Below are 13,406 nucleotides of genomic sequence, written 5' to 3' on the forward strand. Positions count from 1 at the left end.
GGCTTCCCCCCGAAGGGTTCCGCCGGTTTCCTGCGCTCGACTTGCATGTATTAGGCACGCCGCCAGCGTTCGTCCTGAGCCAGGATCAAACTCTCCGATAAATCGTCGAAGTTTGAACTTCTGACATGGCGAAGCAGGATGCTTCGCTTGCAAAACGGAATCTGGCTAAAGATTCTTTTTAAAAAAAATTGACAGAGAATGATTCATTCTCTTTTTCCTTCACAATCGTCTTTTGTTTAGTTTTCAAAGGGCAAATCATGGCGCCGCCGTTTTTGGCGACTTAATTAATATACCATCTTACATTATCCTGCGTCAATATATTTATATAATATTTTTTTCAGGAAATGTCGGCCGCACTGTTTTTCTCTCAGCGACGATTATTAATATATCATAATAAAAATAAGGTTGGCAATAATTTTCCCGAAATCTTTTTAAAAAGCTCTCTTAATGTTTGAGCTCTTTCGTAAAGAACCATCGTCTTCATTGTATTTTCAAAGTCAAATTGTTATTTAATACTGCTTCATTAATTATTTTTAGATTTTGATATACTGCTTATTCTCACCGGCTCAGCTTACTAACCGCGCCCTTTTATGTTTTCATAAAATCACAGCTGAAGTATACCGGTGAAGATATTTTCAGCTGCCCCCATCTTTTCTGCATAATTTCTGCCTTCTTCTATTTTACTCTGCCCAGTTGAAACAGATCTTCGGATCAGTCCTATCCGCCATGGAATCTATTTATATGAACAGGTTCTTATATTAAGCTCTTTTTTGTTTTTAGAATGCATGCGGATTGCCTGACGTCCGGGAGGATATGTGCGTTTTCCATAGACGTCTCTGCCCGGACACCATTTTTATTGAAGGAAAAATAGATATCATGAGAAACAGAAACGCTTCTTAATCAAGGAAAAACGAAACGGAAACCGCTCCATGGAAGAAGGATATCTCTTTCGTGGCCGGCACGCCGGTTGAAAGCGAAGTTTTTCTCCAATCATCATCAGCGGCCTGTAACATAGCGTGTGAATAAATAAAGTCAAAAAACATCAATAGTAAATTGGGTTTCTTGGCCATGAACGGTGCTGTTTTATATTGAAACTATCAATAGAAAGATCGCTCTATATTTAATCTTTTAATATTGATGTTCCCTTACCTGCAAACTATGCCTTCCTTTTTTTACAGACGTCCCCTCTCACCTTTACACACCCGTCTTCTGAAAGTTTAAAAAAACTGAAGCAAATCTACACTCCCCGTTATAAATTTTATCTGTTTGTTCTTTCAGCAGACATGCTGGATTTTTTAAGCTTGCTGCCTCTGCAGTCTTCCACTGGATGAGTAAAGTATTTAGATTGACATAAAAATGAGGCTGTCTCTAAAGGGTCATAGAGTCAGCCTGAAAACTCAGTAGCCATAAATTCAGTGTTTGTTACCCGGGATATAACTCCTAGTATGCTGATTCGTAATGTTCTTTCACCTTATCACGCAGTGCGCGTTTTAAAAATTTACCAACCGATGTTTTCGGTATTTCTTCCATAAAAATCACATCATCCGGAAGCCACCATTTGGCAAACTGCGGTTTCAAAAACTCGATCAATTCTTCTTTAGTTATGTTTCCCGCTTTATCTTTCAGAACAACACATGCGACGGGGCGTTCCTGCCATTCAGCATCAGGAACTGCTACCACAGAAGCTTCGAATACTTTTTCATGGGACATAATCGCATTTTCTAAATCCACAGACGAGATCCATTCTCCGCCACTTTTAATCAAATCTTTTGTCCGGTCTACTATTTTAATAACACCTTCTTCATCGACTGTACAAACATCTCCTGTATGCAGCCAACCATCGATGAACGTTTCATTACCCCGATCATCTTTGAAATAATCGTCAGCAATCCATGGACCTTTTAACAACAGCTCTCCCATCTCTTCCTCATCCCATCTTACTTCTCCCTGTCCTCCGGCCACTTTCATTTCGAGGCCCGGCACTAACATTCCCTGTTTCGCACGAATATTGAAACGATCTTCTTCCGGCAGGTCCTCCTGATAACTTTTCAGACGGGAAACGGTCGCGAGGGGGCTCGTCTCTGTCATTCCGTAGGCATGTAAAAACGGAACGTTATACTTTTGTTCAAATGTCTTGATCATGCTTAACGGAGCTGCGGATCCACCGCAGACTACTGCCCGCAGGCTGTCCGTCCGATAGCTGTTTTCCTCCAATTCCTTAAGCAGTCCTAACCAAATTGTTGGAACCCCCGCTGTCATTGTTACTTTTTCATCCTGAATCAGCTCTGCTAAAATTTTTGGTGTAAACCGGGGGCCGGGCATAACCTGATCTGCTCCGAGCCATGTGGCAACATAAGGCATACCCCAGGCATTTACATGAAACATTGGTACGACAGGCATGACCGTATCAGATTCTGAAGCACCAACGGTATCTGTAAATGCTAACCCCATGCTGTGAAGAACAGTGGAGCGGTGAGTATATATAACACCTTTTGGGTATCCTGTGGTGGCTGATGTAAAACATAATCCTGCTTCTTCTGTTTCGTCGATATCCTTAGGAAATTCAAAAGCCTTATCCCCTGTTTGAACCCATTCTTCATAAGAATATACATTTGGAACATTCGTCGATGGTAACTCATGATCTGTCATGACGATATATGCTTTTACTGTTCTGAGCTTATCGTGAACCGCTTCGATCAGAGGAAAAACATCTTCATCCACAAAAATCAATTCATCTTCCGCGTGGTTAATAATGTAAATAATATGCTCTGGTGACAAACGGATATTGATCGTATGAAGCACAGAACCGATACTCGGAATTGCAAAGTAAAGTTCCAGATGGCGGTGATGGTTCCATGCTAACGTCGCGATTTTATCGCCTTTTTCAATACCAAATTCCTTCAGACTGCTCGCCAGCTTCCGGGTTCGTTCGCCGATTTCCGCATATGTGAAGCGCTGAATGCCTGTAGATGTTCTTGAAATAACCTCTTTTTTCGGAAAGAAACGTTCAGCTCTCTCAATCATGGATGATATAAGTAAATTACCTTTCATCATAGGAATCTACCACCTTCGAAAGTTAATTGTATATCGACTGACTTATGAAATTGATTCAACCTTCTGATGAGTATGTTCACATCCAAGCCGGCTACACTTCAAAAGCTTACGGAATTAAAATAAGTTTTCCCGATGTTTTTCTATTCTGCATTAACATTTGTACTTTAGCCGCTTCTTCCAGGGGATACCTCCCACCAATTGTTAATTTCAGCTCACCTTTCTGTGTATACATAAGCAGTTCCTGTAAGCTTGATGCAAAAAGCTCAGGCTTTTTCATGATCTGCGGCAGGAAAAAACCAATAACAGATTGGTTTTTTTCCATTAGTACCGATGGGAAAAGTTTTGGCTGTTCTCCACTTGCCACACCGTAAACGACGAGACGGCCAAAAGGTGCCAGGCAGGATAGTGTTTTATCGAATATGTCCCCTCCTGCCATTTCCAAAGCTACATCAACTCCTGCGCCGTCTGTCAGATCCAATACTTTTTGTTCCCAATCTGATTCTGTGTAGTTGACGAGTTCATCGGCTCCTAACTGCCCCGCCAACTGTAGTTTTTCGGCAGAGCTGGCAGTTGCAATTACTTTTCCCGCTCCAAATATTTTAGCAAGCTGTACGGCAATCGTACCGACTCCTCCAGCAGCTGCATGGATAAGAACTGTTTCTCCTTTTTCGAGACGGCCCATCGTTTTTAAAATATGATAGGCGCTCAGTCCCTGCAGAGGCAGAGCCGCAGCATGCTCAAAATCAATTCCTTCCGGTATGGGAATAAGTCCCCGTTCATCAGCTGTAGTATATTCGGCATATCCTGTTGCGTTATTCCCCCCTAACAAGGTCACAACGTTCGTTCCCGTCTTTACGCTGGTAACTTTATCACCGACTTCCACTACTGTACCTGCTACTTCAGCACCTGGAACGAACGGCAGAGGTGTCGGAACAACATACTGTCCCTGTCTTCTTGCAGTATCCGCGTAGTTCACTCCGATTGCTTTAATTTCAATGACTACTTCATGACTATTCGCTGCCGGCTTTTCTATGTCCGTTAACTGTAAAACATCCGGTCCGCCGAATTCCTGAAATTGTACTGCCTTCATCAAAACCCTCCTTTAATGATGTTGATCTTTTTCAGTATCGTCCGCTGAACAGACGATAGGATTATCAGCAGGTGTACCGCTGCTTTTCATTTAATACATCTGCAATTTCCCTGTTACGCAGGATAATATCTCCACTACTATAAGTACCTAATTCTGCAGAAATCAATTTCGTTGTTTCTTTTAATTTGTCTCCGGATAAAATTCCTGAAACAAGCTTTCTTGCAGTCAGTTCAACGTCAAGCACCGACTCATGTACGAAAGAAACCGCTAAATTTTCTTTCATTCTTTCTTCTTCTATTCCGTTTCTTTTAATCGATTTCCATGAACGGTAAACTACTGACTCTGTGGCATAAAGCTGAATCGCTAATTCTGACAGTTTCATCAGTGTTTCCTGGGAATCTTCCAATTTCTCACCTAACGTATTATAGGCCATACCCGCCAGGGCAAGGAATATGCGACGAATGGATGTGACAGCGGCTCTTTCTTCAGCAAGATCCCCCTCTTCACTTTTCAAATCGTTCCCCAGTTCTTTTTCTGCATTTTCAACAATTTCCTGCATTGGTACTTCGTCTTTTGCTGCCTTTTTAAACAACAGCCCCGGAATCAGCAGACGGTTAATTTCATTTGACCCTTCAAAAATACGGTTTATTCGTGAGTCACGATACATCTGCTCAATTCGGTATTCGCTTATAAAACCATTGCCGCCATGAAGCTGTAAGGACTCGTCTACGACTTTATCAAGCGTTTCGGAGCTGAATACTTTGCATACCGCACACTCCATTACATACTCCATCATCCGTTTACCTATGAGCTTATGATCACCGGAATTATATAAATCTCCCAGTGCCTCCTCCAGTAAGCCTCCCGTTCGATGCTGAAGTGATTCTGCAGCATAAATTCTCGAGGCCATCTTCGCAATTTTTTCTTTGGAGGCCCCGAATTCCGCTATCGTTCGTTTAAACTGCTTTCTTTCGTTCGTATAACTAATCGCAAGCTCCAGTCCGTACTTTGACGCACCGACACAGGCAGCACCAAGGTTGAACCGCCCAAGATTCAATACATTCAGCGCTATGACATGCCCACGCCCGATCTCTCCCAGTACGTTTTCTTTTGGAACGAGACAGTCTTCCATTATGACGGACCTGGTGGAGGAACCTTTAATGCCCATTTTCTTTTCTTCAGGACCGAGGGATAGACCCGGGAAATCTTTTTCCACGATAAACGCAGTGAATGCCGTTCCATCTACTTTCGCATAAACGATAAACGTGTCAGAGAATTGGGCATTTGTAATGTAAATTTTGGTTCCGTTAAGCAAATAATAGTTTCCATCTGCAGACAACTCCGCTTTTGTTTTTGCCGATAAGGCATCCGATCCCGCCGAGGGTTCTGTTAAACAATAAGCACCAATATATTCACCGGATGCCAGTTTAGGTAAATACTTTTGTTTCTGTTCATTTGTTCCGAAGTAAGTGATTGGAAGTGTTGCAATACATGTATGGTTCGAGTGGGCAACGCCATAGCTTCCGGATTTTCCAACGGCTTCTCCTACAAGCCCTTTACTTATTTTGTCGAGACCCAGTCCGCCATATGCTTCAGGTACACTGTGACCGAGCAGTCCTTCACCGCCTGCTTTTCTGAGTATGTTCACGACTTTATCAAAATCCTGGTTTTCAATCGCTTCCCTGTGAGGTTCCACTTCTTTTTCGACAAATCGTCCTGCCATTCTGAAAATCATGTTCTGTTCATCCGTGAAATCTTCGGGTGTAAATATCTGCTCTTCATCTATTGAAGATAATAGAAAACTTCCGCCACTAACGTGCTGTTTTGTTTGATCTTTCGACAATTTCACTACCTCCTTTATTTTCGCTCACCTGCTCCTGATTATTCAGGCAGATTCTATTGCTGTCAGACAATTGCGGTACAACAGACATACTGTCTCTTTGTGAAACAAAGCTGATTTCTTTACCATAACCTGAATCAGTAAGCATTTGACCCACACGCGACTCTGTAAGCACCGGTTTCGGTTCCCTGTTTTTATAAAATTCATGAGCAGCAAACGCTGCTTCTGTAAATATTAAACGGTCACTGCTTTCTTTCATTAGACTGGCGATAAAGGACCCTGCTCCATAAAAATCTTCAATACAAAACTCCCCGGAAGATCCGGAGCAGACGAGAATGATCGTCTCCTCTTTTCCTCTTTGTACGATTGCTTGTGCAACCGCCCTCTCATTTAACAAAGAAGCAATGTATACCTGTTCTGCTGACGACGTTTGATTAATAGCAACAGTTCCATTTGTCGTTAGTAAAATCATCGTTTTTTTATCTATTATATCTATAATCTTCATAGGATTAGGCTCATGAAAGTGGTCCATCTTTTTCCCTCGGTGTTCCCCGACGAGTAAACAGCTGTTTTTTTCTCTTCCGGCTGCCTCTGCCATTGCTTCTTTCATCGTCGATACAGGAATCACTTCTTTTGCACCGGTGTGAAGAGCTGCAGTAATCACAGAGGTAGCTAGTAAAAGATCAAAAACGACCACTACTTTCCCCTCTATCTTTGTTTCGTCAATGTCTTCTTTTTTAAATAGCAGATGAACTTTTTTCATAAAAATCTCCTTATATCTATTCCGATCTGCTGTTTCTGTAAAAGGTTTCAGCTTTATCCGGCTTTCACCGGCTCTTTTCTGTTTCCTTGACCGCCCGCTCGATCAACTGCTGAACAAAATAGTTTAACTCTGCAAACCGTTCATCCTGTGTCTGGCCCTTTTTCCATCGGGCATAAATCTGCTGGCAGATTACAGCAAGTTTGAACAAAGCAAAGGTGAAATAGAAATGAAAATGAGAAACGTCCCGCCCGCTTTTTTCTGCGTAGCCCTGAACGAATTCTTCTCTTGTCATAAACCCAGGCAGAACTGTGACAGGCGGTTTACCCAGGGCGTATTTCAGTACATCAGGGTCATCAGCCTGCAGCCAGTAGCTCATTGCTGCTCCCAGATCCGCTAACGGATCTCCAACAGTCGTCATTTCCCAGTCAAACAAACCAACCATTTCAGAAAAATCTTCTGAAAACATCGCATTGTTCAGTTTGTAATCGTAATGAATCACAGTTGCTTTCTGGGAGGCTGGAATGTTTGCTTTCATCCACGTTTTCAGGCTTTCTATTTCTGGAATTTCATCTGTCTCTGCCCTCTCATACCGTTTAATCCATCCGTGTACCTGGCGCTCCATAAATCCCTCCGGGTTTGTCATGTCTGCCAGAGCTGTACTTTTGTAATCAACATCATGGAGGCGGACCAGCGTATCGACCATCGTTTCTGAAATCCTGCGGCCTATTTCTTCCGTCGGTTCCATTCCTTTTGGAAACGCTGTATCAAGCACTATCCCTTCCCGACGTTCCATAATGAAAAATGGACTTCCAACGATCGAATCATCGTCACTGTAGATAAACGGTTTCGGAGCAATTGGAAAAACAGGGTGAAGTTCACGTAAAACCGTATACTCGCGTTTCATATCATGTGCTTTTGGAGCTACTGGACCATGCGGCGGTCTTCGAAGCACTCCCTGCCAGCTGCCAATCGTTAATTCATAGGTGAGGTTGGATGCTCCCGATGAAAATTGTTCCACATTCATCTTTTTTTCAGGAACCCCTTCCACATTTTCTCTTATGAATCGTTCTAACTTTGCCGTATCCAGCTCTTCACCTTTTCTTACCTGTATCGTATCTTTCATAAATTTTATCCACTCCTTTACGGCCCAAAGCCTGCCTGTTTAATAGAAAGCTGTGTTAAGTCGGCTGTTAATAACTGGAGAAAAGTTCTGCTTTTTTATTTCGTAAAACCGTTGTCATGGCAGAGACACCTGCGGCAGCACGCAGATCCTCCTGGACGGCAGGACAGCCGCATGCTTTCCCCGTGGCATGTGTAAAGAGTCACAGGTGACTTTCAAAAACCCGGAGCTTTAACAGAGCCTAATGGAAATACTAACCTCCAAACTTTGTAAACGTTTTCATTTTTACCTGCATCGTTCCTGCCTGAAGTGTCTGTTGGAATGTATCCGTCCATATATCTGAACGCTTCGTAAACCTCAGCTGCCTTGATCAGCCATACTGCAAAAATGCTTAAGTCTATATTTATCAGCGATCAATAAACACGAAATGCTGCTTCTCCCATACAATTCTTGAGCGTAATTTCCTACACTTTCTCGTACGTATACCAGCCCTGCCCTGTTTTTCGTCCGAGCATCCCTGCTTCGACTTTTTCTTCGATACATTTAGCCGGTTTATCTTCCGGATCTCCTGTTTCAGCAAACCGCTGCTGATTCACGTAATAAGCAACATCAATTCCTGATAAATCCATCAAAGCAAACGGACCAATTGGATGTTTAAGTGCTTTCGTACATATAAGATCAATATCTTCGAAAGAAGCATATCCTTCTTCGTATAACTTGACCGCTTCTTTTGATAACGCTCCGAGAATACGATTTGCGACAAATCCTGAAATTTCTTTGTTTAAAAGAACGGCTGTGCGATTGATTTTTTCACATAAATTCATCGCTTCCTGCGCCGTCTCATCTGACGTGAGCTCACTTCTAACAACTTCCACGCAGTCCATGACGAGCGGAGGAAAAAAGAAATGCATGTTACACACTTTTTCCGGACGGTTTGTTACGTCAGCCAGCAGCGAACTGACTATTGTGGAACTGTTTGTAGCCAAAATTGCATGTTCCGGTACGATCTCATCAAGCTCAGCAAAAACGTTTCTTTTAACGTCCAGTTTTTCTGTGACTGCTTCAATCACAAAATCCGCGTTCGAAGCTGCCTCTTTCAGATTTGTAGTAAACGCTAAGCGGGAAAATGCCGCTTCCTTTTCCGTTTCTGTCAGTTTACCTTTTTGAACCCATTTATCAATTTGATATACTAATGCTTCTTTCGCTTTTTTAAGTGATGATTCGTTCACATCCTGGATGACTGTCCCGCATCCCCCCAGTGCGCAGAGCATCCCAATTTGATGTCCCATGGCCCCCGCTCCAACTACACACACGTTCTGCATATTATTTTCCTGCATAATTGTATTCTCCCTTAATAAAATTTATTTTTATCGCACTGCAATTTCAAAATACTAACCGGTTGGTATCTTAAAAGCAGAGGATCATCTGTGATCCTGCTGATTGCTGTTTACAGGTTACTATGCGCTGATGCCATTTAAAAAGATCTCCAAATATATTTCGGCTACTTCATAATCAGGAACGGGCCCGTTTGGATTGAACCACTGATAACTCCAGTTACACGCTCCCAATACTGCAAACGTAATCATATCTGAACGAAGATCGTTCCGAAACTCCCCTTTTTTCATGCCCTCGTCAATAATCCCGTTCAGCTGAAAAAAGAATGTGTCTCTCGCAGGTATAATCTGAGACAAATGCTCTTCACTTAAATTGCGCATTTCCCTATAAAAAACCCTTGCACTCGTTCCCTGCATTTTAATACTGCTCAATAACATGAAAACTACTTCAAACAATTTTGCTTTACTATCTTTGTCAGCGTCTTCAACAATTTTCTTTTGTTTATGAACGATATCATTAATATATCCAAGGTGAATATCCATCAGTAATTCTTCTTTACTTTTAAAATAATAGTAAAACGTTCCCTTAGTAACACCGAGTGCATCTACGATATCCTGAATTGATGTTTCACTGAATCCTTTTTTTTCGAATAAGATAATGCTTTTTTCAAGTATTTTTTCTTTCACAACGGAGCCCTCTCTTTATCTGCTGTTTTTTACACATTATAACATAGAGAGACACTCTGCTTAGGTCAGTGCATGCATTCCCCCATCTACCACTACCGTGTCTCCTGTAACAAAATCTGCTGCTTGTGATGCGAGAAAAACAGCTGCACCTTTAAGATCATCCTCTGAACCGAACCTGCTTAACGGCGTTCTCTCCAAAATCTGATCTCCTCCCTGTTCGATAATAACTTTCGACAGCTTTGTCGGGAAAAATCCCGGAGCGATAGCATTCACATTGATGTTATACCGGCCCCATTTTACTGCTAAATCCTTTGTGAAAGTTACCACTGCACCTTTGCTCGTGTTGTAGCCGATCGTATCCATCAGTTTCGGGTCTGTCCCGCCAAAACCTGCCACTGAAGCTATGTTAATAATTTTGCCTGCCTTTTGGTCAATCATGACTTCCCCTGCCGCTTTGGACATTAAAAATGTACCTGTAACGTTCACATCGATAACTTTTTCCCAGGCTTCCAAAGGCATTTCAGCGGCAGGCGCTCCCCATGTTGCTCCGCTGTTGTTTACTAGAATATCGATTCTGCCGAATGTTTCCATCGTTTTTCTTACAACCGCCTTCACATCTTCTTCTTTTGTTACATCACAGGACAAGGCAAGTGTTTTTGTCCCACCCTTTTGCAGCTCGTCACTTACTTTTTGACAAGCTTCTACTTTGCGTGAACAGAGAACGATATTAGCTCCTGCTTCCGCATAAGCTTTTGCAATTTGTTCGCCAAGCCCCCGGCCGCCACCTGTAATAATTGCCGTTTTATCTTTTAAATTAAACAGTTTCTGTATATGCATCTCTTATCCCTCCGGCTCTATGAATATTGTTTTAATTCCAGTTTTGCTACTGATCGGCGGTGCACTTCATCAGGACCATCTGCAATTCGCAGTGTTCGAGCCATAGCCCAGTGATGAGCGAGCGGGGTGTCATTACTGACTCCTGCTCCGCCAAATGCCTGAATAGCCCGGTCAATAACACGGAGTGCCATGCTTGGTGCGACCACTTTGATCATAGCAATTTCTTTTTTTGCAACCTTGTTTCCGACCGTGTCCATCATATGTGCTGCTTTTAATGTTAATAGTCTTGCCTGTTCAATATCGATTCGTGACTCAGCTATCCACTCACGGATCACTCCCTGGTCAGCTAAAGGTTTACCGAAAGCAACCCGATCTGTTACGCGTTTACACATTTCCTCCAGTGCTCTTTCCGCAGAACCAATAAGCCTCATGCAGTGATGAATTCTTCCTGGACCCAGTCTTCCCTGAGCAATCGCAAACCCTTTACCTTCCCCCCATAATATATTTGAAACAGGGACTCGGACATCGTTATAGTCAATTTCTGCATGCCCATGCGGAGCGTGATAATAGCCAAAAACAGGCGTTTTCCGATTAATTGTTACACCAGGTGAATCGAGCGGAACAAGAATCATCGACTGCTGCTCGTAGCGATTCGCTTCCGGGTCAGTTTTTCCCATAAATATAGCCACTTCACAACGCGGGTCTCCCCCGCCGGAAGACCACCATTTTCTTCCATTAATCACGTATTCATCACCGTCACGAACAATGCCGGCCCCAATATTAGCTGCATCTGAGGAAGCTGTATCAGGTTCCGTCATTGAGAAACATGAACGAATTTCACCATTCAGCAGAGGCGTAAGCCATTTATCCTGCTGCTCCTTTGTACCGTAGCGTGACAGTACTTCCATGTTTCCCGTATCAGGTGCGCTGCAATTAAAAGTTTCCGGTCCAATCATCGATCTTCCCATGATTTCACAAAGAGGAGCATATTCAACGTTGGTCAATCCTGCTCCTTTTTCCCCGTCCGGCATAAATAAATTCCAAAGACCCGCTTCCCTGGCTTTTTTCTTCATTTCTTCCATAACAGGAGGGACTGATTTCCAGGGGTCTGTCTGTGATTCAACAAACTCATCATATACTCGTTCGTTTTTATAAACTGTTGTTTCCATGAACGTTTCCAGCTGATCCTGCAGTTTTTTTACTTTGTCGGAGTAATCGAAGTTCATGTTTCCCACGCCTTTCGTACGAGCTGGTTTTCAGGTTTTTACTAACTAACCGGTTGGTATGTTTTTAATATACTGGAAATAGTTTGATAATTCAAGCTTTTTAAATGAGCTATGTTAAAGTTCGCCGGTTTCCGCTTCGTTTTTTTCAGAGAAAAAGAAAAGTTCTGCTTTTCATGAACGTTGTTCTTTATTCCGTAACACCGATGCCAAGGCAGAGACGCCTGCGGAAGTGCGCAGATCCTCCCGGACGGAAGGGACAGCCGCATGCTTTCTCCGCGGCAGGTATAAAGAGCTGCAGCAACCTTAAATAATAACACGCAGCTTTAACATAACCTTTTAAAAAAAGGGGCATGCTTCGAGTCCATTCCGAAAAATTGCTCTAAAATACTTCAACAGACATTTCTTTAATTAGTTGTAACTATTGCTAATTTTGGTGAATGAAATGAAAAAAAGCCTTTCATTTTTTAATGAGAGGCTACTTTCTTCTTATAGGTATCAACAATGTACTTTCTATGATTTATTGTGCGCCCTTTCGTTTCCTCCAGTTTGATATCTACCAGACCTCTTTTAACAAGGTACTCCAAGAGTATACTGAGGTCGAGGGAATAATCATGAAAGGCTACCCTTTCTTTTAATTCATCCACACTCCAGGCCTCATCCTTCTCTTCCATAATAGAGAGAAGATGAGCGCTCCCCATTCTCATTTTTGTAGCCAGTTCAAATTCGTTGGCAAGAAGAAGAAGTTCCAGACGTTTTTCCAGCGGTTCTTTTCCTGTAACGAGCTCTGAATAAAGTTTATGAATTTCCGGCTCCATCTGACGCACCTGTTGCCAGACGGTTACTTCCGGATAGTATCCTCTTTCAATTACTGCCAGTCTTGCGAGATGGTGAAGAGCATGAACAATTTGGTTAAAAGCATCCAGATAATGTCCTTCATAGTAAAGGGATTTTCCATCTGCGAACCTCCGGACAAGCTTTGAGAACTCCATTCCAATTCTCGTCTGTCTTTCTTCCACCGGAAAAACAATCATTTTTTCTTTGAAATTTTTCATGTACTCATTCCGGTCAAAAATGATTCTTCCATTCAGCAGCCAGTCAATCGCCCGGCGGTTGGAGCTGTGGGCGAGCCACTCTTCAACCTGAGAAGTACTGACAATGTGCATGGCAGTCTTCATGTTATCGTATTCGTAGTGCTTAATTTCCCATGATTTTTCCCCGGCTTCTTTAACAACAAGGAGGATGCTGTCAAAATAGTCCGTAGCTGCGTCATCCTGCCTTGTTTTTTCTGCAACAATTACCGCAAGGGTGTCCGGCTCTCCAGTCCGGTCCTGGTATAATTCACGCATAAACTCCTGCATAAAGATCCTCCTTCTTAATTATTCTGCCCTTCAGCCTTATATCAATGCAGTGACAAGTTATCCGCAGTAACAGATGTTACATCTCCCTGTCCTTTAA

10 protein-coding genes and 1 rRNA gene are annotated in these 13,406 nt (G+C 42.6%); all 11 read right to left on the bottom strand.

Annotated features, from left to right (window positions below):
- Positions 1-101, bottom strand: a 16S ribosomal RNA gene (locus tag C6Y45_RS06455); the annotation flags it as partial.
- 1,339 nt (positions 102-1,440) lie between these two features.
- Positions 1,441-3,054 carry a long-chain fatty acid--CoA ligase gene (locus tag C6Y45_RS06460; RefSeq protein WP_107584412.1) on the bottom strand — a complete coding sequence of 538 codons (1,614 nt, stop codon included), beginning with the start codon at positions 3,052-3,054 and terminating at the stop codon, positions 1,441-1,443.
- 106 nt (positions 3,055-3,160) lie between these two features.
- The gene (locus C6Y45_RS06465) at positions 3,161-4,144 is read right to left on the bottom strand and encodes a quinone oxidoreductase family protein (protein WP_107584413.1); all 984 of its coding nucleotides are present in this window, start codon (positions 4,142-4,144) and stop codon (positions 3,161-3,163) included.
- Between the two features lie 64 nt (positions 4,145-4,208).
- Entirely contained in the window at positions 4,209-5,987 is a 1,779-nt protein-coding gene (locus tag C6Y45_RS06470) for an acyl-CoA dehydrogenase family protein (protein WP_245922599.1), read from the bottom strand.
- Positions 5,956-6,747: a 2-phosphosulfolactate phosphatase gene (locus C6Y45_RS06475; RefSeq protein ID WP_107584414.1), complete on the bottom strand. Its 792-nt coding sequence runs from the start codon at positions 6,745-6,747 to the stop codon at positions 5,956-5,958. Before C6Y45_RS06475 ends, C6Y45_RS06470 begins: the two co-directional genes overlap by 32 nt.
- Before the next feature lie 64 nt (positions 6,748-6,811).
- On the bottom strand, positions 6,812-7,870 hold the full coding sequence (locus C6Y45_RS06480; protein ID WP_107584415.1) for a phosphotransferase family protein: 1,059 nt from the start codon (positions 7,868-7,870) through the stop codon (positions 6,812-6,814).
- Between the two features lie 461 nt (positions 7,871-8,331).
- A complete protein-coding gene (locus C6Y45_RS06485; RefSeq protein WP_107584416.1) occupies positions 8,332-9,204 on the bottom strand; it encodes a 3-hydroxyacyl-CoA dehydrogenase family protein in 873 nt (290 codons plus the stop codon).
- A 120-nt stretch (positions 9,205-9,324) separates the two neighbouring features.
- Positions 9,325-9,888, bottom strand: a complete 564-nt coding sequence (locus C6Y45_RS06490) for a TetR/AcrR family transcriptional regulator (RefSeq protein WP_107584417.1) — start codon at positions 9,886-9,888, stop codon at positions 9,325-9,327.
- Between the two features lie 60 nt (positions 9,889-9,948).
- A complete protein-coding gene (locus C6Y45_RS06495) occupies positions 9,949-10,725 on the bottom strand; it encodes an SDR family oxidoreductase (RefSeq protein ID WP_107584418.1) in 777 nt (258 codons plus the stop codon).
- A gap of 17 nt (positions 10,726-10,742) precedes the next feature.
- Positions 10,743-11,951: an acyl-CoA dehydrogenase family protein gene (locus C6Y45_RS06500; RefSeq protein WP_107584419.1), complete on the bottom strand. Its 1,209-nt coding sequence runs from the start codon at positions 11,949-11,951 to the stop codon at positions 10,743-10,745.
- Positions 11,952-12,415: 464 nt separating this feature from the next.
- Positions 12,416-13,309: a nucleotidyltransferase-like protein gene (locus C6Y45_RS06510; protein WP_107584421.1), complete on the bottom strand. Its 894-nt coding sequence runs from the start codon at positions 13,307-13,309 to the stop codon at positions 12,416-12,418.
- Positions 13,310-13,406 lie beyond the last annotated feature (97 nt).

It is taken from the genome of Alkalicoccus saliphilus (assembly GCF_003044065.1).
GTDB lineage: Bacteria > Bacillota > Bacilli > Bacillales > Salisediminibacteriaceae > Alkalicoccus > Alkalicoccus saliphilus.

Excerpts from the sequence above, each read along its gene's own strand:
- C6Y45_RS06495 (WP_107584418.1), bottom strand. The coding sequence starts at position 10,725 with ATGCATATACAGAAACTGTTTAATTTAAAAGATAAAACGGCAATTATT.
- C6Y45_RS06460 (WP_107584412.1), bottom strand. The coding sequence starts at position 3,054 with ATGATGAAAGGTAATTTACTTATATCATCCATGATTGAGAGAGCTGAA.
- C6Y45_RS06465 (WP_107584413.1), bottom strand. The coding sequence starts at position 4,144 with ATGAAGGCAGTACAATTTCAGGAATTCGGCGGACCGGATGTTTTACAG.
- C6Y45_RS06475 (WP_107584414.1), bottom strand. The coding sequence starts at position 6,747 with ATGAAAAAAGTTCATCTGCTATTTAAAAAAGAAGACATTGACGAAACA.
- C6Y45_RS06480 (WP_107584415.1), bottom strand. The coding sequence starts at position 7,870 with ATGAAAGATACGATACAGGTAAGAAAAGGTGAAGAGCTGGATACGGCA.
- C6Y45_RS06510 (WP_107584421.1), bottom strand. The coding sequence starts at position 13,309 with ATGCAGGAGTTTATGCGTGAATTATACCAGGACCGGACTGGAGAGCCG.
- C6Y45_RS06500 (WP_107584419.1), bottom strand. The coding sequence starts at position 11,951 with ATGAACTTCGATTACTCCGACAAAGTAAAAAAACTGCAGGATCAGCTG.
- C6Y45_RS06485 (WP_107584416.1), bottom strand. The coding sequence starts at position 9,204 with ATGCAGGAAAATAATATGCAGAACGTGTGTGTAGTTGGAGCGGGGGCC.